Annotated in this window: 23 protein-coding genes and 1 tRNA gene; 8 read left to right on the forward strand and 16 right to left on the reverse strand. The window is 47.5% G+C overall.

Features of this window, described 5'->3' with window-relative positions; genetic code table 11:
* Positions 1-15: 15 nt before the first annotated feature.
* Both DEU30_RS08630 and DEU30_RS08635 read right to left on the reverse strand, forming a co-directional pair.
* Positions 16-765, reverse strand: a complete 750-nt coding sequence (locus DEU30_RS08630) for an enoyl-CoA hydratase (protein WP_011235095.1) — start codon at positions 763-765, stop codon at positions 16-18.
* A 20-nt stretch (positions 766-785) separates the two neighbouring features.
* On the reverse strand, positions 786-1,874 hold the full coding sequence (locus DEU30_RS08635) for a ketoacyl-ACP synthase III (protein WP_011235096.1): 1,089 nt from the start codon (positions 1,872-1,874) through the stop codon (positions 786-788).
* 129 nt (positions 1,875-2,003) lie between these two features.
* Here DEU30_RS08635 and DEU30_RS08640 point away from each other — a divergent pair, with 129 nt between their 5' ends.
* The 4 genes from DEU30_RS08640 to DEU30_RS08655 are packed head-to-tail and all read left to right on the forward strand — an operon-like array spanning position 2,004 to position 5,389.
* Positions 2,004-2,549, forward strand: a complete 546-nt coding sequence (locus DEU30_RS08640) for a YajG family lipoprotein (RefSeq protein WP_114982009.1) — start codon at positions 2,004-2,006, stop codon at positions 2,547-2,549.
* Positions 2,550-2,551: 2 nt separating this feature from the next.
* Entirely contained in the window at positions 2,552-3,142 is a 591-nt protein-coding gene (locus tag DEU30_RS08645) for a peptidylprolyl isomerase (RefSeq protein WP_114982010.1), read from the forward strand.
* Positions 3,142-4,485 carry an MFS transporter gene (locus DEU30_RS08650; RefSeq protein WP_110014251.1) on the forward strand — a complete coding sequence of 448 codons (1,344 nt, stop codon included), beginning with the start codon at positions 3,142-3,144 and terminating at the stop codon, positions 4,483-4,485. The genes DEU30_RS08645 and DEU30_RS08650 overlap by 1 nt, the downstream gene beginning before the upstream one ends.
* Complete coding sequence (locus tag DEU30_RS08655; protein ID WP_110014250.1) at positions 4,472-5,389, forward strand: 2-dehydropantoate 2-reductase; 918 nt, start codon at positions 4,472-4,474, stop codon at positions 5,387-5,389. Before DEU30_RS08650 ends, DEU30_RS08655 begins: the two co-directional genes overlap by 14 nt.
* Here DEU30_RS08655 and ribBA read toward each other — a convergent pair.
* Genes ribBA through glyA form a run of 4 tightly spaced genes read right to left on the reverse strand, consistent with a single transcriptional unit; the run spans position 5,386 to position 9,380 of the window.
* Complete coding sequence (ribBA, locus tag DEU30_RS08660) at positions 5,386-6,501, reverse strand: bifunctional 3,4-dihydroxy-2-butanone-4-phosphate synthase/GTP cyclohydrolase II (protein WP_011235101.1); 1,116 nt, start codon at positions 6,499-6,501, stop codon at positions 5,386-5,388. The two genes, DEU30_RS08655 and ribBA, sit on opposite strands and share 4 nt — an antisense overlap.
* Positions 6,502-6,514: 13 nt before the next feature.
* Positions 6,515-7,642: a bifunctional diaminohydroxyphosphoribosylaminopyrimidine deaminase/5-amino-6-(5-phosphoribosylamino)uracil reductase RibD gene (gene ribD, locus DEU30_RS08665; protein WP_114982011.1), complete on the reverse strand. Its 1,128-nt coding sequence runs from the start codon at positions 7,640-7,642 to the stop codon at positions 6,515-6,517.
* Positions 7,635-8,084 carry a transcriptional regulator NrdR gene (gene nrdR / locus DEU30_RS08670; RefSeq protein ID WP_011235103.1) on the reverse strand — a complete coding sequence of 150 codons (450 nt, stop codon included), beginning with the start codon at positions 8,082-8,084 and terminating at the stop codon, positions 7,635-7,637. Before nrdR ends, ribD begins: the two co-directional genes overlap by 8 nt.
* Before the next feature lie 39 nt (positions 8,085-8,123).
* The gene (gene glyA, locus DEU30_RS08675; protein WP_110014248.1) at positions 8,124-9,380 is read right to left on the reverse strand and encodes a serine hydroxymethyltransferase; all 1,257 of its coding nucleotides are present in this window, start codon (positions 9,378-9,380) and stop codon (positions 8,124-8,126) included.
* Positions 9,381-9,539: 159 nt separating this feature from the next.
* On the opposite strand from glyA, the gene ettA reads away from it, so the two are divergent.
* Positions 9,540-11,204, forward strand: a complete 1,665-nt coding sequence (gene ettA / locus DEU30_RS08680; protein WP_114982012.1) for an energy-dependent translational throttle protein EttA — start codon at positions 9,540-9,542, stop codon at positions 11,202-11,204.
* 52 nt (positions 11,205-11,256) lie between these two features.
* Here the strand turns inward: ettA and radA are convergent, their stop codons facing one another.
* Positions 11,257-12,621: a DNA repair protein RadA gene (gene radA, locus DEU30_RS08685; RefSeq protein ID WP_114982013.1), complete on the reverse strand. Its 1,365-nt coding sequence runs from the start codon at positions 12,619-12,621 to the stop codon at positions 11,257-11,259.
* A 65-nt stretch (positions 12,622-12,686) separates the two neighbouring features.
* Here radA and DEU30_RS08690 point away from each other — a divergent pair, with 65 nt between their 5' ends.
* Positions 12,687-15,191, forward strand: coding sequence for a PilZ domain-containing protein (locus DEU30_RS08690; protein ID WP_114982014.1), 2,505 nt, complete (start codon positions 12,687-12,689; stop codon positions 15,189-15,191).
* On the opposite strand, the gene serB is transcribed toward DEU30_RS08690, so the two are convergent.
* Positions 15,165-15,827, reverse strand: coding sequence for a phosphoserine phosphatase SerB (gene serB / locus DEU30_RS08695; RefSeq protein WP_114982015.1), 663 nt, complete (start codon positions 15,825-15,827; stop codon positions 15,165-15,167). The two genes, DEU30_RS08690 and serB, sit on opposite strands and share 27 nt — an antisense overlap.
* Positions 15,828-15,854: 27 nt before the next feature.
* Here serB and DEU30_RS08700 point away from each other — a divergent pair, with 27 nt between their 5' ends.
* Positions 15,855-16,487, forward strand: coding sequence for an AhpA/YtjB family protein (locus DEU30_RS08700; protein ID WP_227016351.1), 633 nt, complete (start codon positions 15,855-15,857; stop codon positions 16,485-16,487).
* Here the strand turns inward: DEU30_RS08700 and DEU30_RS08705 are convergent.
* Both DEU30_RS08705 and prfC read right to left on the reverse strand, forming a co-directional pair.
* Positions 16,444-17,235, reverse strand: a complete 792-nt coding sequence (locus tag DEU30_RS08705; protein ID WP_227016352.1) for a TatD family hydrolase — start codon at positions 17,233-17,235, stop codon at positions 16,444-16,446. The two genes, DEU30_RS08700 and DEU30_RS08705, sit on opposite strands and share 44 nt — an antisense overlap.
* A gap of 11 nt (positions 17,236-17,246) precedes the next feature.
* Positions 17,247-18,836 carry a peptide chain release factor 3 gene (gene prfC / locus DEU30_RS08710; RefSeq protein WP_110014242.1) on the reverse strand — a complete coding sequence of 530 codons (1,590 nt, stop codon included), beginning with the start codon at positions 18,834-18,836 and terminating at the stop codon, positions 17,247-17,249.
* A gap of 178 nt (positions 18,837-19,014) precedes the next feature.
* On the opposite strand from prfC, the gene DEU30_RS08715 reads away from it, so the two are divergent.
* Entirely contained in the window at positions 19,015-20,706 is a 1,692-nt protein-coding gene (locus DEU30_RS08715; protein ID WP_110014290.1) for a methyl-accepting chemotaxis protein, read from the forward strand.
* Here DEU30_RS08715 and DEU30_RS08720 read toward each other — a convergent pair.
* The 6 genes from DEU30_RS08720 to DEU30_RS08745 all read right to left on the reverse strand — a co-directional run bounded on the left by DEU30_RS08720 (position 20,699) and on the right by DEU30_RS08745 (position 24,893).
* A complete protein-coding gene (locus DEU30_RS08720) occupies positions 20,699-21,898 on the reverse strand; it encodes a phosphopentomutase (protein WP_114982018.1) in 1,200 nt (399 codons plus the stop codon). The genes DEU30_RS08715 and DEU30_RS08720 overlap by 8 nt on opposite strands.
* Positions 21,895-23,235, reverse strand: coding sequence for a thymidine phosphorylase (deoA, locus tag DEU30_RS08725; protein WP_110014240.1), 1,341 nt, complete (start codon positions 23,233-23,235; stop codon positions 21,895-21,897). The genes DEU30_RS08720 and deoA overlap by 4 nt, the downstream gene beginning before the upstream one ends.
* A 4-nt stretch (positions 23,236-23,239) precedes the next feature.
* Positions 23,240-23,986, reverse strand: coding sequence for a deoxyribose-phosphate aldolase (gene deoC / locus DEU30_RS08730; protein WP_114982019.1), 747 nt, complete (start codon positions 23,984-23,986; stop codon positions 23,240-23,242).
* An 18-nt stretch (positions 23,987-24,004) separates the two neighbouring features.
* Entirely contained in the window at positions 24,005-24,442 is a 438-nt protein-coding gene (rimI, locus tag DEU30_RS08735) for a ribosomal protein S18-alanine N-acetyltransferase (protein ID WP_011235116.1), read from the reverse strand.
* Positions 24,429-24,749 carry a hypothetical protein gene (locus DEU30_RS08740; protein ID WP_114982020.1) on the reverse strand — a complete coding sequence of 107 codons (321 nt, stop codon included), beginning with the start codon at positions 24,747-24,749 and terminating at the stop codon, positions 24,429-24,431. Before DEU30_RS08740 ends, rimI begins: the two co-directional genes overlap by 14 nt.
* A 67-nt stretch (positions 24,750-24,816) precedes the next feature.
* A tRNA-Trp gene (locus DEU30_RS08745) sits at positions 24,817-24,893 on the reverse strand.
* Between the last annotated feature and the right edge of the window lie 20 nt (positions 24,894-24,913).

Raw genomic sequence — 24,913 nt, forward strand, 5'->3', positions numbered from 1 at the left:
CAGTTTACCTTTTGCTTACTTTTTCTGCAGCTTTGCAGCAATTGCCTGACGAGCTTCATCTGAGCTTAACGCTTTTGCAAAAAACGTCGCTTCACGACTGATGCGATCAGCTACTGACTCCGTCGGCTGCTTTAATAAATGCTTGGAAATTCGTAATGACTTGCTGGATTGCTTACGCAGTTTATCCAGAGTTTCTTCAACCACAACAGGCAACCGCTCAAGCGAAACCACATGGTTAACAAACCCGGCTTGCTGAGCCGACTGCGCGTCAAAACTTTCGCCGAGCAACAACAATTCTGCCGCTTTTTGGTAACCACAAATTTGCGGTAACAACAAACTTGAGGCAGCTTCAGGCAATAACCCGAGCTGCACAAATGGCAACGCAAATACTGCGTCGTCACTGCTGTAAACAATATCGCAATGCAGTAAGAGCGTTGTGCCTATGCCTATAGCTAATCCATTTACTGCGGCAACTATAGGTACCTCGGCACGGGCCAGAGTATGCAAAAACTGAAACGCTGGAGCCGATTCATCTAAGTTTTCAGTTGATAAAAAGTCATTTAAATCGTTACCGGCAGAAAAACTGTCACCGCTGGACTCAAAAAGTACTGCATGAACCGAGCTGTCGTTGTCTGCAGCCTTCAACGCTTCATTACATGTAGTGTACATGTCCTGAGTGAAGGCATTCTTCTTTGCTGGTCGGTTCAGACGTATGCGAACAACACCGTTATCTTGCGAAACTTGTACGAGCTCTTCAGTACTCAAAATCTGTCTCCCGTCAATTATTACTGACCGCGATTTTTCCAGGCCTTTTTAGTCGCTTCGTGCATGGGAACAATAAGCTCCAATGCGCTTTTATCTCCGGCCGGTAGCTCCATTTGATTAGGACGTTTGGGCGTGACTCTCTGCCCCCATTTAATCAATCCGGCACCGCAAGTGAGTCCACCACCAAACACGGCTGACATAATGCTGTCGCCAGGCTTGATAATACCGTTGTCAGCAGCTTCAGCAAAGGCAATAGGTAGTGTCGCTGAGGATGTATTCCCGTAATTCTGAATATTAATAACGGTTTTCTCGCTCGGCACTTTGCACATTTTACCTAAGAAATCGATTAACCGTTTATTCGCCTGATGCGGAATAAGGGCGTCGATATCGTCGGTGGTCATGCCGGTTTCCTGAAAAACCTTGTCGACAGCCGCACTCATGCCTTTCACTGCACGTTTAAATATTTCCTGGCCAACAAAATCAAATTGCATAATGCCGTCAAAGTTAAAGCGGTCAAAGCTAGAGCCAAAATCGAGGCTTAACACGTCGCGGGCATCTGCGTCACAACTGATGTGGCTAGCTAGCAAACCAACTTCTTCATCTGAGGCTTCAAGTACCATAGCGCCCGCGCCATCGCCAAATAAAACGGCGCTTTCGCGCTTGGTCCAGTCCAGAATGCGGGTTAAACGTTCAGCACCTATGAGTAAGACCTTTTTATGTGCGCCGGTTTTTATGCCTTGAGTCGCAACATGCATCGCGTATAAAAAACTGCTGCAAGCTGCGTTTAGATCAAAGGCTGCAGCATGTTTTGAACCGATATTTTGCTGTACTTTAGAAGCGACATTGGGGATAAGTTCATCTGCAGTACAAGTACCGACAATGATGAGGTCCAGTTCATTGGGATCTAAATCGGCAGCGGCCAGAGCATTACGCGCAGCAACCGTCGCCAACTCAGACGTACCAACATGGCTTACTCGACGTTCGGAAATACCCGTTCGTGAAACAATCCACTCGTCGGAGGTTTCCAGGAAAGTGGCAAGATCATCATTGGTCATTACAGCCGGTGGCAGACATTTTCCCCAACCGGTAATTTCAGCAAATTTAGTCACGGCAAAACCTTTTACTTCTGTCGGCTAGTATCGTCATAATGGTAAGGTATTTTATGACAATACGGTTTCACCGTATGATAGCACGAATCGACGTCAGGTGAATGACCGCCATAAAAAAGGATAACTCCTATGTTCCGAACACTATTTGCCGCCAGTTTTTTGCTTATTATCAGTGCTTGCCAGAGCCAGCCTGACCCATTAATTATTAGCGCTGACACTGTTGTTGATAAACTAAACACCAAGGTAAACCAATTAAAAGTCACGGATAAACGCTCTTATTCTTATTTATACCGTCATAAAAAAGAACAGGACAAAGCAGCATTCGCGCCCACTCTAAGGCCCTTAACCTTAGTTGTTGAAGAGGCTTTACAGCCTGTTACAGGGGCTTATGATGAAAACGGTCTGACATGGTACGTCACCATCGAAAAAGCACTAATTGACGCAACTCTTCATACCGTAAAATACGAACTCGAGCATAGTATTACCATTCGTGTTGAGGCCACCCGGGGAAATCGTCGCTATAGCAACTTTTATTCTGGAACCTATAACTCCACAGGTGGTCTGAAACCAGCCCAGGCAACTTTAGAACGTCAATTCAAACAATTACTGAATTCGGTGCTTACGGAAATCGCTAATGATCCTAAGCTGCGTATGCGTGAACAAGAGGACTTTTAGTCATGACTTTCCTTAAATATTTTATTGGCCTCACCGCAGCTATTTTTATCAGCGTCAGTCATGCTGAAATTCAGCCAGATAACCCCTTCCCGCGGGTAAAAATGATAACTTCTATGGGTAACATCACTGTAGAGCTCAATCGCGATGCAGCTCCGTTAACCGTTAAGAACTTTTTCCGTTATGTGAAAAAAGTACAATACAACGGTACGATATTTCATCGTTTAGTTCCCGGCTTTGTTATCCAGGGCGGCGGCTATGACGAAGATTTTCAGGACAAACCCTCATTTGAAAAAATTGCGAATGAATCCGGTAACGGCTTGAAGAACGAATATGGCACAATTGCTATGGCTCGCGAACGTGAACCTCACTCAGGTACCCGCCAGTTTTTCTTTAACTTAAATGACAATACTTCACTTAATCCAGACAATGGTGACTGGGGCTACGCTGTATTTGGTCGTATCGTTGAAGGCTTAGATGTCCTTGAAGCCATGGCTAAACTTGAATCACAGGCCTATAGCGATGAAATTGGCTGGTCTGATGTACCTGTCGACCCGCCTATTCTGAAACGTATAGAGGTTGTACCTCAAAACTAATGGCTTTAACAAAACCGACTTTCTGGCAAGATTTGAAAGTCTACAAACAGCCTCGCGTATTAGTTATTTTTGTTCTGGGCCTAGCCAGTGGTTTTCCGTGGGTGATGATTGGCTCTGCACTTTCAGCGTGGCTGCAGGAGGTTGGACTAACCCGCTCAGTCATTGGCTATTTCGGTGCGGTTTTTGGCGCCTACTCTATAAATTTTTTATGGGCGCCTATTATCGACAACCTAAAAATCCCGATACTCACTCGCTGGCTGGGTCAACGAAGAAGCTGGATTTTTTTCTGCCAGATGCTCATTGCCGGAGGTTGTTTCGCATTAGCGAGTCTGGATATTATCGACCACCTTCATCTCGTCGGGCTAATTGCACTTGGCATTGCTGTCAGTTCAGCGACTCAGGATATAGCCATTGACGCCTACCGAATTGAATCTTTTGCGGAAAACGAAGGCCGACTGCAAAGCGCCGGTGCAGCAATGACAACCGCCGGATGGTGGACCGGCTACAGTGGTTTAGGTGCCCTGCCGTTCTTTTTTGTCGATGGTATAACCTGGCAATGGCAACACGCTTATTTCGGACTGGGCTGCATCATGTTAGTCCTTGCAGCTGTCGTACTTGTTGTGCGCCGCACCACTTATCATCAAGAGCCCACGGTAAAGACGAAATTGACCCACTTTTGGCCTGCAATGAAAGAAAGAGTCAATCTTGTTGTTATTCAGCCCATTGGTGAGTTTTTTTCCCGCAACGGCGTCAAGCTGGCGTTTTCAATTCTGGCCTTTATCTTTTTGTTTAAAATTGGCGAAGCTTTTCTGGGACGAATGTCGATTGTTTTCTATAAAGAAGTTGGCTTTACTAATGCCGAAATCGGCACCTATTCAAAATTGGTTACCTGGTGGGTAACTATTGTTTTTGCGCTACTAGGCAGTGCCGTCAACTTACGACTGGGCATAATTAAAGGCCTGCTCATAGGCGGCGTAGCCATGGCCTCCTCTAACCTGATGTTCTCGTGGATTGCTCTGGTAGGCCCGGATACAGACCTATTTCTAAGCGCGGTTTTAATTGATGGCTTTACCAGCGCCTGGTCCACCGTGGCTTTTGTTGCCTTTATCAGTTTACTTTGTAACCGAACCTTTACCGCAACCCAGTATGCGCTTATGGCATCGTTGGGAGCTTTAGGAAAAACCGTACTGTCGTCCTCCAGCGGACAAATTGTCGATTATATGGATGGCAACTGGGCTTTATTCTTTGTTTTAACTGCTTTAATGGTTATTCCCAGTCTTATCTTCCTCTGGTTTATTCGTAAACCCATAGCCGAGCTGGAGCGAAAACGTGACGAAGGCTAACCTAAATTGGGTCGTGCTTGGCCCCGGAGCCATTGGTGGGCTTATTGCCGGCGCTCTGCTGGAACATGGGCAGTCTGTATCGGTTTTACCGCGTAAGAACCGAACTCGAGAAATAAACTGGCAAGTCACTCATAAGCAGTTTAAAGCTGACTACAGTGCTCCTGTTATTACACAACCTCTGGCCGAGAATACGGTGTTCGTTATTGCGGTTAAAGCCTTTGATGTGATTCAAGCCTTGCAACGCATAACGACATTGCGCGGATTTAATAAAGCCATGCCCATAATAATAAGTCACAACGGCATGGTGGAACTTCCGGAAGCGTTAAAAGAGCTTAATTTATACCCATTGGTGACAACTCACGGTGCGGTACGAAGCAGGAATGAAAATGCCGACCTTTGTATTGAACACAGGGGGGCAGGCCGAAGCTGGCTGGAAGTCGACCCTGCAGTCCGGAATCAGCCGACGGACTTTGACCCAGGCCTGGTCCTGCAACAGGCTTTTCCTCCGCTTACTCTGGAACAAGATCTAAGTCAGAGGCGCTGGTTAAAGTTCGTTATTAATTGCGTTATTAATCCGCTGACTGCAGTTCATCAGTGCGCTAATGGCGAATTGCTGAAGGAAAGCTGGCAGGCGCAAGTATACAGCCTCGTAGCAGAAGCCGTAGCTGTAGCGAACAGTCAAAATGCGTCTTTGACAACTGAGGAATGCTATAAAGAGGTGCTTTTAGTAGCAAAGGAGACGGCCTTAAACCACTCTTCCATGCTGCAGGATATTCAACAACAACGGCGTACCGAGATACAGCAGTTAACCGGTTATTTAATTAACGCTGGTAAGACGGCGGGTGTTGCCACACCGACTCACCAGCAACTACTCAATGAGTTCCAACAACGTTATAGCGGCTAGTCTTTATCTTCAATAAAGTCGACCACTTCCAGGCCAAAGCCTGACAGTGCAGAGTAACGTTTTGGCGAGCTCATTAAGTGCATTTTATGAATGTTCAGGTCTGCCAGAATCTGTGAGCCTAAACCGACGTTCCGGGACGCATTTGACGCCGATGTTGTTGGTTTTTGCTCTCCTTTATCCTGCGCTTCAAATTCACACACCTGAGCAATGATGCTTTCAGGGGTTTGCTGACGACCAATAATAACCAGCACACCATCGTGCTCAGCAATATAGGACATAGCTTTCTGAATTGGCCAGCTGCGTTTTGCTGCGCGCTCGGTTAAAAAGGTATCGTGGAAGGTGTCCTGCAAATGAACTCGTACGTTAGTCACTTTATCTTGCGAGAGGTCACCGTGAACAAGAGCATAATGTACCTGTTCATCAATAGTGTCCTGATAAGTGATTAACCGGAACTTGCCAAATGCCGTAGGCAAATTACATTCAGCCACCCGCTCTATGGTTTTTTCCTGTATCGAGCGATATTCGATTAAATCGGCAATGGTGCCGACTTTAATACCATGCTCTTCAGAAAAAGCTTCAAGATCAGCGCGGCGCGCCATGGTGCCATCTTCGTTCAGCACTTCAACGATAACCGCCGCAGGTTCAAACCCGGCTAAACGCGCAAGATCACAACCCGCTTCGGTGTGTCCCGCACGGTTCAACACCCCGCCCGACTTAGCCTTTAACGGGAAAATATGTCCCGGCATGACTAAATCTTCGGGCTTGGCGTCTTTTTTCACAGCATCCAGCACCGTTTTCGCTCTGTCCGCCGCGGAAATACCTGTGGTTACCCCCTCAGCGGCCTCAATCGAAACAGTAAAGCTTGTTGCGTATGGGGCGTTGTTCTTATCTACCATTAACGGCAAATTCAGTTGCTCACAGCGTTCTTCCGTTAACGTCAGACAAATCAGTCCGCGACCATAACGCGCCATAAAATTGATAGTTTCCGGCGTCACACACTCGGCTGCAATAATGATATCACCTTCGTTTTCGCGATCTTCGTCATCCATAAGGATAACCATTTTACCCTGACGAATATCTTCGATAATCTCTTCTGTGCTATGCAGTGACATAACGCTTTACCTTTTAATCTTGTGTATGAGGTACTGCTACCAAGCGTTGATCAGGGCCTACCTGCCGACGATCAATAATTTTAAACCTTGGTGCTGAAGCTAAATTCAACGGCTCGTTCATGTCGATAACCGAACGTCCATGATGGCCCAATAACTGACCCGAACTGTAAATCATCAATCTGTCGCATAATTGCTGCTGAATAAGAGCGCCCGCCAAATTCGCCCCACACTCAGTCCATAACTGGTTAATTTCGCGGTTAGCCAATTCAACCATAAGCGCCGGCAGACTCACTTTACCGTTAGGGTCTGCGGCAATAATTAATTCATGACAATGTGGATGCCAACTGGGTTTACCAGGAGTTGTTCGCACTAACCACACCGGCGCCGGAGAGTCAAAAACTCTGGCCTCATCATTCACCCTGTGCTGACTGTCAATAATAATACGTACCGGCTGTTTTAAAGGCTCAGGCAGCGGTCTTGATTTTGGCCACTGGTCAACACGCACTGTCAATTTAGGATCGTCAGCCAGAATCGTTGCAGCACCACTCAGTATGGCATCGGCCTGTGCCCGAAAAAACTGCACGTCACTGCGGGCGGCAGAGGACGTTATCCATTGACTGCGGCCATCTGACAACGCCGTTTTTGCGTCTAGCGAGGTTGCCATTTTTAGGGTTACCCACGGGCGTTGCCGTGTCATTCGGGAAATAAACCCCGGATTCAGACTCTCTGCAGCCGATTGCAGTACACCGACGTCCACAGAAATACCAGCAGCTTTTAGACGCTGAATACCATTACCGCTAACCCGTGGGTTTGGATCCTGCATTGCAACCACAACACGTTTTACTCCGGCCTCAATTAACGCATCGCAACAAGGAGGCGTACGGCCTATATGACTGCATGGCTCCAACGTGACGTAGGCCGTTGCGCCCCTGGCTTTTTGCCCGGCCGAGCGCAAAGCATGTACTTCAGCGTGAGGCTCGCCAGCCTGATGGTGCCAGCCTTCGCCGACAACCTTATTATCAGAAGTAATTACGCAACCCACCGCAGGGTTTGGCCGGGTCGTCATCAGCCCACGCCGTGCCAGCATTAACGCACGGTGCATCATTTGATGGTCAAAGTACTGCGGGTTTAACTCAGTCATTAAGGCGCGCTATTTCTTCACCAAATTCGCGAATGTCCTCAAACGAGCGATAAACAGAAGCAAAACGAACGTAAGCAACCTTGTCTATCTGCTTGAGATTTTCCATTACCAGACTGCCGACGAAGTTACTGCTTATTTCACGCTCACCGGTTGCCCGGATACTGGATTTAATCTTGTTAATAGCCTGCTCCATCAACTCGAGACTCACAGGCCGCTTTTCCAGCGCTCTCAGCAATCCATTTCGGAGTTTATCTTCGTTAAATGGTTCGCGGGAACCATCAGTTTTGATAACCCGCGGCATGACCAGCTCAGCGGTCTCAAAGGTTGTAAAGCGTTCCTTGCAATGATTACATTCACGCCGGCGACGAACCGAGGCACCATCCGCAACCAATCGCGAATCGATAACCTTAGTATCCTGTGTGCCGCAAAATGGACAATGCATTGCCTGACTCCTTTATGTGCGCTCTACAACTGATCGCAATTAACCGTAAACCGGAAACTTAGCGCATAACGCTTTTACTTGCTCGCGAACTTCATTAATTTTGCTTTCGTCAGCAATGTCATCCAGCACGTCGCAAATCCAGTTGGCGACCTGCTCAGCCTCAGCTTCTTTAAAGCCGCGGCGAGTAATTGCCGGCGTGCCTAAACGCAGACCTGAAGTGACAAAAGGTGAGCGCGGGTCATTAGGAACCGCATTTTTGTTTACGGTAATGAACGCGTTACCTAAAGCCGCATCAGCGTCTTTGCCAGTAATATCTTTGTCGATAAGGTCGACCAGGAATAAATGATTCTGAGTGCCGTTCGACACAATTTTGTAACCGCGCGCCTGCATGGTTTTTACCATGGCATTGGCGTTCACTAACACCTGCTTTTGGTAGTCTTTAAATTCTGGCTGCAGCGCCTCCTGAAAAGCCACCGCTTTACCCGCGATTACGTGACACAGCGGCCCACCCTGATTACCCGGGAATACCGCACTATTTAACTTCTTGTGTAACTTTTCATCATCGCTGCCGGAAATAATCAAACCGCCACGAGGACCCGCCAGAGTTTTGTGCGTAGTGGTAGTGACAACATGAGCATAAGGTACAGGATTCGGATAAACGCCGGCAGCAACCAGACCCGCTACGTGCGCCATATCAACCATTAAATAAGCATCAACTTTATCGGCAATTTCACGGAATTTTGCCCAGTCAACAATGCCTGAGTACGCAGAGAAACCTGCGACGATAACTTTCGGTTTATGTTCCAGCGCCAGCTTTTCAACTTCGGCATAGTCAATTTCACCGGTGGATTCATCCAGACCGTATGAAACCGCATTGTAAAGTTTGCCCGAAAAGTTCACACCAGAGCCGTGTGTTAAGTGACCGCCGTGAGCCAGGCTCATACCAAGAAAGGTATCGCCGGCTTCCATCATTGCCATAAAGGCAGCGGTGTTGGCTTGAGAACCGGAATGCGGTTGTACGTTTGCGTACTTGGCGCCGAACAATTCTTTTGCCCGCTCAATAGCCAAGTCTTCTACTTTATCAACAAACTCACAGCCGCCGTAGTAACGCTTGTGCGGATAGCCTTCTGCGTATTTGTTGGTCAGTTGTGACCCCTGAGCCTGCATTACCCGCGGACTGGTGTAGTTTTCCGATGCTATCAACTCAATGTGTTGTTCCTGACGTTCAACTTCACCCTGCATCGCCTGCCATAAGTCCGCGTCAAAGTCGGCAATGTTCATCTCAGATTTCAGCATTACAGCTCTCCAAATCATTAAATGGTCTTAATTTGCCCGCTATTTTACCTTAAAACACAAATGAGTGCCTAGTTCAGCACAACAAAGTTTGGGGATGTCCGTAAATAACAGTAAACTATGCAGTAACTTTTTTGTTGATAAGAAGGATTTTACGTCGCTATGGCGCAATATATCTATTCAATGTCGCGGGTGAGCAAAGTTGTTCCCCCCAAGAAAACGATTTTAAAAGACATTTCTCTGTCGTTTTATCCCGGCGCCAAAATTGGTGTTTTAGGCGTTAACGGTGCTGGTAAGTCGACCTTACTGCGCATTATGGCGGGTGTTGATAATGAATACGAAGGCGAAGCCCGTCCGTTAGCAGGTATCCAAATCGGTTACCTACCTCAGGAACCTCAGTTAGATGAAAATAAAACGGTGAAAGAAACCGTTGAAGAGGCTGTGGCCGACGTAAAAGAGGCTTTCGCTAAGCTTGACGAAATTTATGCCGCTTATGCCGACGAAAATGCAGACTTTGACGCCTTAGCAAAAGAGCAAGGTGAGCTTGAAGCCTTGTTGCAGGCAAAAGACGGGCATAATATTGACAACATTCTTGAACGTGCTGCAGACGCGCTGCGCCTGCCAGAATGGGATGCAAAAATCGGTAACTTGTCAGGTGGTGAAAGACGCCGTGTGGCCATTTGCCGCCTGTTGCTGTCGAAGCCTGACATGCTGTTACTAGATGAGCCCACCAACCACCTGGATGCGGAATCGGTGGCCTGGCTTGAACGCTTCCTGCACGACTACAATGGTACTGTGGTTGCGATTACCCACGACCGCTATTTCCTTGATAACGTTGCGGGCTGGATCCTTGAACTGGACCGTGGTTACGGCATTCCGTGGGAAGGCAACTACTCCTCCTGGCTGGAGCAAAAAGAGAAACGTCTGGAGCAGGAAGAGCGTTCTGAAAAAGCACGCCAGCGCACCATTAAGCAAGAGCTGGAGTGGGTACGTACTAACCCGAAAGGCCGTCAGGCGAAAAGCAAAGCTCGTCTTAACCGCTTTGAAGAACTACAAAGTGGCGATTACCAAAAACGTAACGAAACCAACGAACTGTTTATTCCACCGGGCCCTCGCTTAGGCGACAAAGTTATTGAGGTTAACGCTATAAGCAAGGCTTACGGCAAGCGCCAGTTAATTGATAACTTAAGCTTTAGCGTCCCCAAAGGCGCTATCGTTGGTATTATTGGTCCAAACGGTGCCGGTAAATCTACTTTATTCCGCATGATTAGCGGGCAGGAACAACCTGACAGTGGTTCAGTTGAATTGGGCGAAACCGTGCAGTTAGCCAGTGTTGATCAGTTCCGCGACAACATGGATGACAGCAAAACCGTCTTTGAAGAAATTACTGACGGCAACGACATTCTGAAAATTGGTAACTTTGAAGTTAACGGACGGGCTTATGTTGGTCGCTTTAACTTCCGTGGTACCGACCAGCAAAAACGTATTGGCGAGCTGTCTGGTGGTGAGCGTAACCGTGTGCATTTAGCCAAGCTGCTAAAAGCCGGTGGCAACACCTTGTTACTCGATGAGCCCACCAACGATTTAGACGTGGAAACCCTGCGGGCACTGGAAGAAGCGATTCTGGAATTCCCGGGCTCTGTGATGGTTATTTCGCACGACCGTTGGTTCCTTGACCGTATTGCTACTCACATTCTGGACTACCGCGACGAAGGTGAAGTGGTATTCTACGAAGGTAACTACAGCGATTACGAAGCTTATATGAAAGAAAAATTCGGTGAACAGGCTATGGAGCCGCACCGCATTAAATACAAACCTATTGGTTAATAGGCTGAATAGCAAAAGGGGAGCTTTATCGCTCCCCTTTTTTATTTCCGAATTACATGACATCCAGCGCTTGCTGAAGGTTTTTCACCCCAATAACTTCCATACCCTTGGGTGAGGTTTTGGGCGTATTACCAATAGGTACAATAGCTTTTTTAAAACCATGCTTAGCCGCTTCGTTTAAACGCTCCAGACCATTAGGTACCGGGCGTATTTCACCGGCCAACCCGACTTCTCCAAACACGATTAACTCACGTGCTAAGGGTTCTCCTTTAAAGCTGGAGACAATAGCAAGCAACAACGCTAAATCTGCCGACGTTTCGGATACCTTAACCCCGCCAACAACGTTCACAAAAACGTCCTGATCCGAAACCTGTAAACCGCCATGCCGATGCAGAACCGCCAGCAACAGCGCAAGCCGTGTAGCTTCAAGCCCCACCGCAACGCGCCGAGGATTCGCAAGAGCCGAGTAATCGACCAAGGCCTGAATTTCAACCAGCAAGGGTCGGGTACCTTCCCATATCACCATCACCACAGAGCCATTGCCCTGATCTTCGGCGCGCTGCAGAAAGATAGCCGATGGATTCGAGACCTCTTTCAGTCCGCCACCTGTCATCGCAAATACACCGAGTTCATTTACCGCACCAAAACGGTTCTTGGTGCCACGCAGGGTGCGATAACGGGAATCTGATGAGCCATCCAGAAGTACAGAGCAGTCAATGCAATGTTCCAGCACTTTTGGCCCGGCCAGATGCCCTTCTTTGGTGACGTGTCCGACCATAATAATGGCGACATTTTTTTGTTTGGCGTAACGCGTTAAAAACGCGGCTGATTCACGCACCTGAGAGACACTGCCCGGTGCCGACTGAATATCCGCCATATGCATCACCTGAATGGAATCAATGACCATAATGGCGGGTTTTTCTTTATCAGCAAGCTGACAAATGCTTTCCACTGAGGTTTCAGACAGCATACGCAGCTTATTCGTCGGCAGGTTAAGCCGCTGAGCCCGCATTGCCACCTGCTGCAGAGATTCCTCGCCGGTAACGTATAATGCCGGCATACGTTCTGCCAATTTGCATAAGGCCTGAAGTAATAAGGTACTTTTCCCCGCCCCCGGTGAACCGCCGATGAGTATGGCCGATCCGGGCACAACTCCGCCGCCTAAAACGCGGTCAAACTCCTGAAAGCCCGAGCTAAAACGCGGAACTTCCTGTAAGTCTACCTCGTTCAGGGTTTGCACCCGGCCTTCGGTAATACCGCTGAAACCCCGCCGTTCCGATGAAGTAGGGGTTGTTTTTGATGTTAAACGAATTTCAGTTAGCGTGTTCCAGGCCTTGCATTCCGGGCATTGCCCAAGCCAGCGCGGGAAGTCGGCGCCACAGTCATTACACACATACGCACTTTTTGCTTTTGCCATTCGTCTGCTTCTCGTTTTATGATGAGGTATTATTCAAGAATAACTATAAAAAATATTAGACTTCGATGCCGAACCATTATTTTGACCAACTTATCGATCAGTTAAAACCCGTCGTTTACGATACTGACTTTGACACCTTATTTCAGTCGTTAACTGAAAACGAAGATGGTCCCACAAAGTTCAAGCTTAAAATGGAGCTTAGACGTTTAGCTGCTCCCTGTCATCGCACTGTTGATTTGCGTAATCAGGTCGATGGCGAGTGCCGTCCTTACGAATACAATGGGCGCAGGCATCAGCTTGACGATGTTGCTATTGAAATTTTTGAGCAGGGTCTGGAAACCTATAAAGGCGTTTTCACCCAGGATACTTTTGAACAAATACTGGATGCAGACAATCATTTACGCCAGGCTCGCGAAGAAGAAAGAGCCTTCGCACAAAGTTTAGCGAACCACAACGCCGAGCCCTTAAGTGGCCAGTCACCATTTTTAAACAACGACAACGAGGCTGAATCTTACCTTTTAGAGACATTCCACTTTGGCCAGTACCCTTACCGCGCCGAAGAACGAATGAATTTTACCATCGAAGTCGGGCTTGAAGACAGTAAAGGAAAAAATTATCAGGCGTTAACGGCTGATATTTCCATTACAGGTATGCGCGTGCGTGTTAACGACGAACATAATCTGCAATACGGCGATTCACTTTCGCTTTATTTTACCGGGTTGGCTAAAGAGTTCACGGTAAACCCCGAAACCCGAATTCCCTATCACGTTGTCGGAGTTCAGGAAGTAGACGGCAAACATTACTTAAGTTTGAATCGAGATCCGGATTATCAGTCAGCCGAACTGGATAAGTTTTTTCATCGATTCATTAATGGTTATAAGAAACGCTACCGCGTCAATGTCGACAATACTTACAACACAATACTCAATAAAGGACACGAGCAATTCCTGTTGCCCAGAATGCAGCAGTTACCGGTGTTCTTTTCGGAGGCAAACAAACAACTGGTAGCCGATTACGTATTAACCACCGACAACAACCGCTTTATTTTAAGTAACTGGATTAATGAACTGAATCAAATCAGTTTCGGCTCTATTTTTAACCTACGCCGCAGCCGCTGGTTACTGCAGGACTTAGCTCAAAAAGAGCATGCTCGTTTACTGGTTATGACCTTTTCTATTACCGCACGTGGAAAAATATACAACTACTCAGCCACCGCAGAAGAACTTCAAAAAACCGGGTTATGGGACACTTATATTGCCTTCGGCAGTAAAAAAGCCTCCTGGCGAGTTTATCAAATCGATTTACGTCGGGTAGATTTGAATCAGGCATGGCAACCTCAGAGCGTACCGAAAAACATTAATGTTCCGTTTCGCATCAACCCACCTACAGCACAAGTTAAAAGAGCGATAGCACCTTTGCGATATATGGGAGTGGTCAACGATATAACGGAAAGTTTGCAGGGCTTTTTCAATACCGGTATCGAAAAAGAGCAGTTATCATCATTAAAAGCTTTCGCTCACCCACCGTCCACACCTATTCGTACTAAAGAAGCACGCCTTGAGTTTATTAACTTACGCAGTGAGAAACGCTTCAGCTACCGTAGCCGCTGCCGGGTTAAAGTTGGCAAACTGGTTCGTGACGGCATGATCATTGACCTTTCCGTCAGCGGTCTGCAAGTACAAATTGATACGCCGTTACCGGCAGAGAAAGGTGACAACGTCGACATTTCTCTGACCGGCTTTAAGAAGCTGTATAAAAAAGCCAAGCTAGACCATTTAGCTTACACCATAGCTTCTATTGACGACGCCCGCACCACGTTACGTTTGAAAATTGAAGGTGACCACGAACAACACATGGGCTCGGAGTTCATACGCTTTTTAATTCGTGAACAGCGCGACCTGCTTAAGCTGCAAGTGGAAAACACCTCAATAAATGGGCTCGAACTTTGTCTGCGCAATTTGTACTGTGACGCTCCGGGCTCATTGCCGGTTTTCCTGTACAGAAACAAAAAACGTAAAACCTCTGTGCGCCGGGCCGGTCTCTCTAACTGGCCATCCGGATGGGCTAAGTTATCAGCTAAATTTCCCGGCAGTCAGCCAAGTGCAATTAATTTACAACCGCTGCTGCGAGGCTCTTCGTTAACAGAAGAACTTCTCCCCAGGTTAAATGAGATGGACCGTACGTCAGAACCTGTCACTTTATTGCTGTTACTACGGTTATATCGTCAAAATGGCGAGGACATTGTTCAGACCCAATGGCTGGAGGGTAATGACAACCAGGCCATTGAATCATTTATTGAGCAAAGTATACCCAATTCTATCTTTCGGGCTGTCACTGTGACTCTTTCCAGAACAGGACGCCCTGATACTCAATTTATTCAGGCCGAACTGAATTACATTAGCCGCTATGCCGCTTACCGGGCGCAGGAAATAGAAGAAGACTTATGGCAGGTATACGCCATTGCAGACACAGTTGATGTGACCGAAAGCTTACTGGAGTTTGCCTTATCGGGCTCCGATGCCATTAAGGAACAACAGGAGCGCTTAAATAACTGGCTCAATAAGTTCTGACTGTTTAAGGCAGCCTAGTATCTCGAGTAAGTTATTGGAATTGACAGAATAATCCGCAATAGCCTGTAATGCCGGTTTTGCATTAAAGGCTATACCAACAGCGGCGGCTTTAAGCATTACGGCGTCGTTAGCGCCGTCTCCTACCGCTACAGTTCGGTCAGACGGAATATTCCAGTGCCCGGCCAGTTGCTGAAGCTGTTCAGCTTTAACTTTAGCGTCAACAATGTCACCTAATACCTTCCCGGTCAGACAGCCATCGGCTACTTCCAACTGGTTAGCGATAACCGCATCCAGATTCAGAGCCGCCTGAACCCGGTTTGCAAACCAGGTGAAACCACCGGAAACCAGTGCAGTTTTCCAGCCCGCGGCTTGCAGCGCCTGAATAAGTTCTTTAGCGCCGGGGTTAAATGGAATAGGTGAAAATAAACTTTCCAGAGCAGACTCTTTAATGCCTTCAAGGCAGGCCACACGCTGGGTTAAGCTCTCTGCGAAATCAATTTCTCCCCTCATAGCGGCTTCCGTTATGGCCGAGACTTTAGTATAACGGTTGTTTAATCGTGCAATTTCGTCGATACACTCAATATGAATTAAGGTAGAATCCATGTCGAAAACAATTAAACCAGAACTGTGTTTCATTTAACGGGAAACTCCTGAGCTGAACTCATGCGACTAACAGAATCCAGGCAATGGCAAAGAGTAAAAAGTACTTTGCTTAACAACAAAACCAAAGCCATTATTCGTATTATGACGAAACGTGCTCTGCGCTTAGCCGCTGCCGGTGGATTACTGCTAATCATTATTAATGTCTGGAATATTGCCAGTGTCCAGTCGCAACAGCAAATTTTCTCGCAAACTCAGTCGGTAACTCGGCTTATGATGGATCAGGCCGAGCACGAAGCACATTATTGGCTTGAACATCAAAATACCGAGCGCTTAACGGCTCTGACCGACAATATCGCCAGCCACCCCGAAATTATGGCGGCAACTATTCGTAACCGCTTTGGTGAACTGCTCGTGCACAGTGGTGTTAATTCATCCATTATTGACTGGCCCACTAGCGAAGACACTTCTGAGCCATGGGTACTGGTTGAAGAAATTAACCTGGAAGACAATGTGAGTGGTTATTTACAGGTCATTTTCGATAAAGATTTATTATTGAAGCAAAGCCAGACCGCCCATAACGGCCTGATGCAACAAGGTAAACTGTTACTTCTTCTGGCGATGCTGGCCGGTGTGTTTATTATGCTTGGCTTTAACCGGATACGTGATCGTTACTGGCAGGTTGAGCATCATTAAACAGCTCACAACTGTTCTTCCATAAAGCTTCGCTAAGTGAGTCTTTATCAACCTCTCTCAACTCGGCTAAAACGCCCAGAACCTTTGCAATCCTTGCCGGTTCATTACGTTCTCCCTGATGTCCGCAAATAGGCATATCCGGTGAATCCGTCTCAAGCACCAAAGCCGATAGCGGTACTTTGGCTATTGCCTGTCGTGTTTTTTGTGCACGAGTGTAAGTAATTACTCCGCCAACACCCAGCTTATAACCACAATCAACAAACTTCATAGCCTGCTCATAGCTGCCGCTAAAAGCGTGTATAACGCCTTGCTCAGGGCCATATTGTTTGACTAAAGGATGAGTTGTCTCCAGAGTTTTACGATGATGTATAATGACAGGCAGGCGATAGCTCGTCGCTAATTTCAGCTGTTCAATAAAGAGCTCGCGCTGCAGTTCGGAATTATCGCAGGTAGCATCCAGCCCCACCTCGCCCACTGCCCGTAACCGCTCATGCGGAGTATCTAAGGCTTGCTCAAGCTCTTGCAGGTGGTTCAGATTATGTTGTTGAATAAACCAGGGATGCAAGCCTAAAGCAAAGCGCCAGCTTGAAAACTGATTAACTAACTGCTGCAGCCGGGGCCATTGCTCAGCACTAACACCCGGCACCAAAAAGCGCTCAACTCCGGCTTCGGCGGCCGCTTCTAAAACTTGCTCCCGGTCCTCATCAAATGCCTGAAAATCAATATGGCAATGAGTGTCGTAAAGCATATTCATAAGCTTTAGTGTTCGCGTGTGTGAGTAAACTCAATATCAGGGTAACGCTCTTCTGCCAGGCTCAAATTCACCATAGTCGGGGCGATGTAAGTCAGATTATCACCACCATCTAATGCCAGATTCGCTTCTGCTTTACGACGAAACTCATCCAGTTTCTTCTCGTCTTTGCTGCTCACCCAGCGCGCTGTCGCGACGTTAATATTTTCGTACATGGCATCGACTTTGTATTCTGTTCTCAGGCGATGAACAACCACATCAAACTGCAGAACCCCAACAGCGCCAACAATCAAATCATTACTGATAAGCGGACGAAACACCTGCACGGCGCCCTCTTCAGATAACTGCACTAAGCCTTTTAATAATTGCTTCTGCTTAAGCGGATCTTTCAAACGGATACGACGGAAAAGCTCAGGCGCAAAGTTCGGAATACCACTAAACTTGAAGTCTTCGCCTGCGGTAAAGGTATCGCCAATCTGGATGGTACCATGGTTATGAAGACCAATGATATCGCCTGGATATGCTTCTTCCACGTGCGAACGGTCGCCGGCTAAAAAGGTTAATGCATCACTGATACGCACGTCTTTCCCTGTACGCACCTGGCGCATTTTCATGCCTTTTTCATATTTGCCCGATACAATTCGCAAAAATGCGACCCTGTCCCGGTGACGCGGATCCATATTCGCCTGAATTTTAAAGATGAAGCCAGAAAAGTCTTTGTTGTCTGCACTAACACTATCTTGCTGATCGGTTTCGCGAGGCTGAGGTCTTGGCGCCCAGTCGACCAGGCCATCCAGCATATGATCCACACCAAAGTTACCTAACGCCGTCCCGAAAAACACCGGGGTCAACTCTCCGGCAAGAAACAATTCTTTATCAAAGGGGTTTGATGCCCCATTCACCAGTTCAATTTGCTCACGTAGCTCATCTGCCCATACGCCTAACTTCTCATCCAACTCAGGGTTATCAAGACCTTTTATAATGGTTTCTTCCTGAATTCGGTGTCCCTGCCCGGTTTTATATAAAATCGTTTCATCTTTAAGAAGGTGATAAACCCCTTTAAAGTTTTTGCCGGAACCAATCGGCCAGGTAATAGGTGCGCACATAATTTTCAAAACATCTTCCACTTCATCCAGCAACTCCAGCGGGTCGCGAATGTCACGGTCAAGTTTGTTCATAAAGGTGATAATAGGCGTGTCACGTAAACGCGTGACTTCCATCAATTTAATGGTTCGGTCTTCGACACCCTTAGCCCCGTCAATAACCATTAAACAGGAGTCGACGGCGGTCAGGGTACGATAAGTATCTTCTGAAAAGTCTTCGTGTCCGGGAGTATCTAATAGATTCACCAGAGCATTATTATAAGGGAACTGCATGACCGAAGTCGTTACAGATATGCCCCGCTCCTGCTCCATTTGCATCCAGTCCGACTTTGCATGCTGACCAGACTTCTTGCCTTTTATCGTTCCCGCTTTTTGGATCTGCTGACCATGCAGCAAGACCTTTTCAGTAATCGTGGTTTTACCGGCATCCGGGTGAGAGATAATGGCAAAGGTACGACGTTTCGCGACTTCATTCTGCAAGCTGGATTCAGACATCAACAAGACTCTTATTGGTTAAATTTAACGATATTGCTTATTTTCGCTGATCTGCTGCCGATACACAAACCATGGATCGTTATAATCTGCGATAGATACGTTACTAACGTCTAAGAGATAGGATTCCGAGTCTGCGCTAGACTACACAATTGATATGAACAACCAGAGTAACCTGCCCATGCAACTGACGATAAAAGCTAAAGTATTTTCCCTGGCTCTAATACCTCCGGTACTCATCGCTGTATTCTTAACCTGGTATAACTTGTCTCAGTCGACGACCGTCGGCCAAAACGCGGTTGAAGAGTTCACTGCGCAAATGGAAAAAGACAGTCGAGAGGAGCTTTCTAACTATCTGGAGTTAGCATTTACTTCTATCCAGCACCTTGTAAAAGACACTTCTCTGGGCTCGTTACAGGAAAGACAAGAACGCGCAAAGCAAATACTACGGCAACTACGTTTTGATGACTCTGGTGATGTGGGTTACCTCTTTGTTTATGACCGTCAGGGTGTCAGTGTTGCTCATGGCGTTAATCAAAGCCTTGAAGGTAAAAACCTGTTCGACTTTCAGGACCCTAATGGGGTTTACCTTATAAGAAAGCTTATTGAAGAAGCAGAAGGCGGTGGCGGCTTCGTCAAATATGACTGGCAGAATACTCAGCAGCAAGTCAATCCTAAACTCGGTTACGCCAAGCTACTAAACGAGTGGAACTGGGTAATAGGTACTGGCTTTTGGACAGCCGGAATGGAGCAGGAAGCCGCCAGAATTGAAAATAATGTTGATGAAGCACTAGCCGACGCCGTTGTTGAAACCATCGTTGCGTCAATTATTGCATTGCTGATTATCGCCGCGCTGGCGTTGTTTGTGGTCAAAGGAATTACACGACCACTGCGTAACGCCCTTAACGCTATGGAAAGAATTGCAAAAGGTGACGGTGATCTCACCCAGCGCCTCGATACGACCAGCAACGATGAAATGGCCGATCTTGGGCAGGCCTTTAACGATTTTGCCGACCAGGTTTCCGATATGGTAACCAATATCCGTCATTCTGCGAGCTCCGTCAGCCGCTCCACTCAAAAGCTCGACAAAGTTCTGATTGACGCTCGCGAGGGAGTAACCGAGCAGCAGGCAGAAAGTGAGCAGGTGGCAACCGCCATTAACGAAATGTCGACGGCCTCTCATGAAGTCGCCCGTAGCGCCAGCGAAGCGTCATCAGCAGCTGAACAGGCAGAAGAATTGGTTCATTCAAGTAATCACCTGCTGACCAAAGCCGTTAATGTCATTCACGGTCTGGCAGAAAAAGTGGAAAATGGTGCATCAGAGGTTGAACAGCTTAACGCGCACTCAGCGAAAATTGGCTCCGTGCTTGATGTTATTCGAGGCATTGCTGAACAGACCAACTTACTGGCGCTTAACGCGGCAATAGAGTCGGCTCGTGCAGGTGAAGCTGGCAGAGGTTTTGCCGTTGTTGCCGACGAGGTTCGCACTCTGGCAAAACGAACTCAGGACAGCACTCACGAAATTGAATCGATGATAGAGCAACTGCAGCAAGGCAGTAAAAAAGTGTCCAGCGTCATGGCTTCAATAAAAGAAGGTAGTGAAACCAGTGTCGCTGAAGCAGCTGAAGTGGAAAACGCTTTGGCGAAAGTTCTGGAGGCGGTAAACACCATTAACACGCAGAACGCTCAAATTGCGACTGCAGCGGAAGAGCAAACATCGGTTTCGGAAACCATAAACCAAAATATGACCGCAATTGTCGATATTGCGAAGCAAACCGCCGATGGCACTCAACAGGCCGGAGAGCATATGAAAGAGCTTAGTAACACTGCGGCACAACTTGAGAACAACGTTAAGCGGTATCGTGTTAGCTAAGCTTAATCGCCTTGCCTTCTTCCATCGCGGGTAAGTCAAATAGACGACACAGTGTCTGCCCTAAATCGGCAAAACTGTGTCGTTTCCCCCGGTTACCCGCCTGCACGTTTTGACCCGACAGTAATAAAGGAATAAATTCACGGGTATGATCGGTTCCCTGCCAGGTGGGATCACAGCCATGATCGGCGGTTAATACCAAAACATCATCCGGTTTCATTGCCGATTCAATAACAGGCAACCATTGGTCAAACGTTTCCAGTTCCCGGGCATAGCCATCAATATCCCGCCGGTGTCCGTATAAGGTGTCAAAATCCACTAAATTGGTAAAAATTAATGTGTTCTCCGGGGATTTCTCCATTGCGTTTAATGTGGCCGTTAAAAGCCCGTTCAGCCCCGAGGCTTTGACCGACTCGGAAACGCCCTGCCCGGCAAAAATATCCGAGATTTTACCGATAGCAATAACCTTGCCGCCTTTATTTTGAAGCTTATCCAGCACCGTCGGCTTAGGTGGTAAAACAGAGTAGTCTTTTCGATTGGCTGTACGCTCAAAGTTGTCCGCTTTATCGCCAACAAACGGACGTGCAATAACGCGACCAATATTATATGGCTCTATAAGGGCCCTAACCTTCTCGCATACCTGATATAAACGCTCCAGACCAAAATGTTCTTCGTGCGCGGCAATTTGAAACACGGAATCGGCAGAGGTATAAAAAATAGGATAACCGCTACGAATGTGCTGCTCACCTAACTGCTTTAGGATTTCAGTGCCCGAAGCATGGCAATTACCAAGATAACCGTCGAGTTCGCAGGCCTTAAGAATTTGAGTTAACAATTCATTGGGAAAACTGTTCTCTTCATTGAGGAAATACCCCCATTCGAAGTGTACGGGAACGCCCATTAACTCCCAGTGACCAGAGGGTGTGTCTTTTCCCGACGAGAGTTCTGCGGCACAGGCATAAGCACCATAAGTTTCCACTTCGTGAAAACCTTTGGCATAGGTGCCTGTCGCTTCTTTATGAGCTTTAGCTAAACCCAGCCGGGTAAGGTTAGGTAACTGCAGGGGTTGTCCGTGCTGATACCTGTATTCCGCGATATGGCCAAAAGTATCAGCGCCTTCATCACCAAACTTATCAGCGTCGGGGGCTGAACCAATACCAAACGAATCTAATACCAGAACAATGGCTCTGCTCATTCAGTCTCTCCGGCTATGCGCTCATAGATAACAGAGTCGGGCTCCGGCGGGGTAGAGGAAAAACTCAAAGCTTTCAGTATGCTGTCAGCAGCCTCTTGCCAGTCCGACTCGTTACTGGCATGCACTGTTGCAATGACACTCTCTGAGTCCACTTTCGATCCAACTGTCAGGATATCGGTCATACCAACGCTTAAATCCAATTTATCATCAGCTTTGCGCCGGCCTCCACCTAAACAGACAACCGCCATTCCCAATTCTCTTGTATTCACTTCCGATAAATATAGCCCATGATACTCGGCGGGAAGCTTTAACGGTTTTCTCAGGTTTGCCTGGGGCAGGTACTGGTCGCTTTTTTCCAGAAAGTCGTGAGGTCCGCCCAAAGAACCGACCATTTTGGCGAAACGTTCGGCCGCCAAACCGCTTCCCAGTACGTTTTCAACCATAACCTCAGCTTGGTCAGTACTTTTAGCCAAGTTTCCCGACACCAGCAACTCAGCAGATAAGGCTTTTGTTACCTCATGCAGGCGTTTATCTCTGAGCTTTCCCGTTAAATAATCAACGGCTAACTGAACCTCAACCGCATTACCGGCAGCTGAACCTAATGCCTGATTCATGTCAGTAATAAGCGCCGTGGTTTCTACTCCCAGTTTCCGGCCAACACTCACCAGACTCTGCGCTAACTCTCTCGATTCATCGTATCCTGGCATGAATGCACCGTTACCGGCTTTAACATCCATAACCAAACCATCAAGGCCTTCAGCCAGCTTTTTTGCCAGAATAGAAGCTGTAATTAACGGAATCGACTCCACTGTCGCGGTCACATCGCGCGTTGCGTAAAAGCGGCTATCAGCTGGTGCCAGACGCCCTGTTTGCCCAATAATGGCAACACCAGCCTGCTTAACCGTGTCGCGAAAGCGCCGATTATCTGGAGCGGTCTGATAGCCGGGAATTGCGTCAAATTTATCCAGCGTACCGCCAGTATGTCCCAGACCACGCCCCGAAATCATCGGAACATAGCCACCACAGGCTGCGACAATAGGACCCAGCATTAAACTAACGACGTCACCGACACCGCCGGTTGAGTGCTTATCCAATACCGGACCACTTAAATTGTCCTGTCGCCAGTCAAGAACATCGCCGGAATCTCTCATAGCAACGGTTAAAGCTGTTTTTTCCTGCGCCGACATACCGCGAAAATAAATCGCCATAGCCAACGCGGCTATTTGCCCCTCACTGACGCTGTCATCACAAATTCCGTTAACGAACTGCTGAATATCGGTGTCGGATAAACTTACAGCGTCACGCTTTTTGCGAATAACTTCTTGCGCCAAAAACATAAACTTAAACCTTAACCAAAAGGCTTTGGAGATCCTGCAACAGGCTACTGGCTCCGATGCGGAAATTATCAGCTGTGACCCAGTCCTCACCCATAATCCGCTCGGCTAACTCAATATACTGAACCGCATCATCCAGAGTCCGGATTCCGCCTGCGGCTTTAAAACCACAATCTGTTTGACTGGATTTAATGACCCCCAGCATAGCATCCGCCGCTTTCAAGGTGGCATTTATCGATACTTTACCGGTTGAGGTTTTAATAAAGTCAGCGCCGTTAGCAATAGCTAACTCACTAGCCAGAACAATTTTATCGTGTTGCTGAAGCTCACCTGACTCAATAATGACTTTTAGCTGAACAGAATCGCCGCAAATATCCTTGCACTCTCTTACCAATTCAGCCGGGGTGCTCTCATCACCCTGCAATAAAGCAGCATAAGGCAGGACCACGTCAACCTCGTGCGCTCCGGCCGCTATAGCTCGCTCGGTTTCTGCTGCGGCGCGGGCGACATTGGTACTGCCATCAGGAAAGTTAGTAACCGTAGCGACTTTGGTATCCAGCCCCTGCTCGTTGAGAAACTGGCGAGCCAACGCCACCCATTCAGGGAACACACAAACCGCAGCGACACTCTTTTTATTTATCGAGGCACGTTGGCATAAGTCTTCAATAACCTCTCGGGTATCATCGTTATTCAACGTGGTTAAATCCATAAAGGACAAGGCCTGTAGTGCCCGTACCTGTTGTGTTGATGGCATAATTACTCCATTTGGTTATTAGCTTTCCCAACGCATAACTAAAGCGTCTTCACGCCCGTCGGCGGCTGGATAATAATTGACTCTGCGCCCTACCGTATCAAATCCATTGCCTTCATATAAGCGGATAGCGGCAGCATTGGAAGCACGAACTTCCAGAAACACAACGCAGTGTTTCTTTTCAGCATAGTCTAATAAGTCCTGCATGAGTTTGTAACCAAAGCCCTGCCCCTGAAAGTCAGGATCCACAGCAATATTGTGCAACGTCAACTCATCGGCAACTAACTGGCTAATAGTAAAACCAATAACCCTTGAGTCGCTCAATAGCCGCCGACAACGATATTGTTCACCATGGCTTTCACTAAATACAGACCAGGGCCAGGGGGTACGATGTGCTTTCTTTTCGACCGAAAACTCAAGCTCACCGGGTCGAAAATCCTCGATATTAAAGCTTTGCATGTTTAAGTTGTTGCCAGAGAGATTTTTTTGTTTCCACCGGAAAGGAACCAGTAAGACCGTCAGTATAATCGAAACAAAGATCTGGAGTTTTAGAGGGGGCTTTTATAGCAACCGGGCGTTGCTCGAAGTACAAACAAAGATCATCAAGCCAACCGGGCAAAGAAACAGGCAATTCTCTCTCTCCACGCAAATAGAGAGGGCCCAGACGATAATAAAATACCGGTGCCGACGCACGTTTCTTGTCCCAAATGGGAATACCCATAACTTGTAATGCGGCGCGTTGTTGACTGGTCCATTCTGGGAGCATGACGATTACCGTTGAAAACAGATAAATGCAGTTTACTCAAGCTTGGGAAGGATAGCCAGTTAGAAACTGGCAGGGGCGGAGGGATTCGAACCCCCAACCGTCGGTTTTGGAGACCGCTGTTCTACCAATTGGAACTACGCCCCTAACGCTTGAGCGGAGAATTA

The sequence above is a fragment of the Idiomarina sp. 017G genome, from assembly GCF_004362265.1.
GTDB classification, from domain to species: domain Bacteria; phylum Pseudomonadota; class Gammaproteobacteria; order Enterobacterales; family Alteromonadaceae; genus Idiomarina; species Idiomarina loihiensis.

Excerpts from the sequence above, each read along its gene's own strand:
- DEU30_RS08640 (WP_114982009.1), top strand. The coding sequence starts at position 2,004 with ATGTTCCGAACACTATTTGCCGCCAGTTTTTTGCTTATTATCAGTGCT.
- DEU30_RS08645 (WP_114982010.1), top strand. The coding sequence starts at position 2,552 with ATGACTTTCCTTAAATATTTTATTGGCCTCACCGCAGCTATTTTTATC.
- DEU30_RS08650 (WP_110014251.1), top strand. The coding sequence starts at position 3,142 with ATGGCTTTAACAAAACCGACTTTCTGGCAAGATTTGAAAGTCTACAAA.
- ribBA (WP_011235101.1), bottom strand. The coding sequence starts at position 6,501 with ATGTCACTGCATAGCACAGAAGAGATTATCGAAGATATTCGTCAGGGT.
- ribD (WP_114982011.1), bottom strand. The coding sequence starts at position 7,642 with ATGACTGAGTTAAACCCGCAGTACTTTGACCATCAAATGATGCACCGT.
- nrdR (WP_011235103.1), bottom strand. The coding sequence starts at position 8,084 with ATGCATTGTCCATTTTGCGGCACACAGGATACTAAGGTTATCGATTCG.
- glyA (WP_110014248.1), bottom strand. The coding sequence starts at position 9,380 with ATGCTGAAATCTGAGATGAACATTGCCGACTTTGACGCGGACTTATGG.
- ettA (WP_114982012.1), top strand. The coding sequence starts at position 9,540 with ATGGCGCAATATATCTATTCAATGTCGCGGGTGAGCAAAGTTGTTCCC.
- radA (WP_114982013.1), bottom strand. The coding sequence starts at position 12,621 with ATGGCAAAAGCAAAAAGTGCGTATGTGTGTAATGACTGTGGCGCCGAC.
- DEU30_RS08690 (WP_114982014.1), top strand. The coding sequence starts at position 12,687 with ATGCCGAACCATTATTTTGACCAACTTATCGATCAGTTAAAACCCGTC.
- serB (WP_114982015.1), bottom strand. The coding sequence starts at position 15,827 with ATGAAACACAGTTCTGGTTTAATTGTTTTCGACATGGATTCTACCTTA.
- DEU30_RS08700 (WP_227016351.1), top strand. The coding sequence starts at position 15,855 with ATGCGACTAACAGAATCCAGGCAATGGCAAAGAGTAAAAAGTACTTTG.
- DEU30_RS08705 (WP_227016352.1), bottom strand. The coding sequence starts at position 17,235 with ATGCTTTACGACACTCATTGCCATATTGATTTTCAGGCATTTGATGAG.
- prfC (WP_110014242.1), bottom strand. The coding sequence starts at position 18,836 with ATGTCTGAATCCAGCTTGCAGAATGAAGTCGCGAAACGTCGTACCTTT.
- DEU30_RS08715 (WP_110014290.1), top strand. The coding sequence starts at position 19,015 with ATGCAACTGACGATAAAAGCTAAAGTATTTTCCCTGGCTCTAATACCT.
- DEU30_RS08720 (WP_114982018.1), bottom strand. The coding sequence starts at position 21,898 with ATGAGCAGAGCCATTGTTCTGGTATTAGATTCGTTTGGTATTGGTTCA.
- deoA (WP_110014240.1), bottom strand. The coding sequence starts at position 23,235 with ATGTTTTTGGCGCAAGAAGTTATTCGCAAAAAGCGTGACGCTGTAAGT.
- deoC (WP_114982019.1), bottom strand. The coding sequence starts at position 23,986 with ATGCCATCAACACAACAGGTACGGGCACTACAGGCCTTGTCCTTTATG.
- rimI (WP_011235116.1), bottom strand. The coding sequence starts at position 24,442 with ATGCAAAGCTTTAATATCGAGGATTTTCGACCCGGTGAGCTTGAGTTT.
- DEU30_RS08740 (WP_114982020.1), bottom strand. The coding sequence starts at position 24,749 with ATGCTCCCAGAATGGACCAGTCAACAACGCGCCGCATTACAAGTTATG.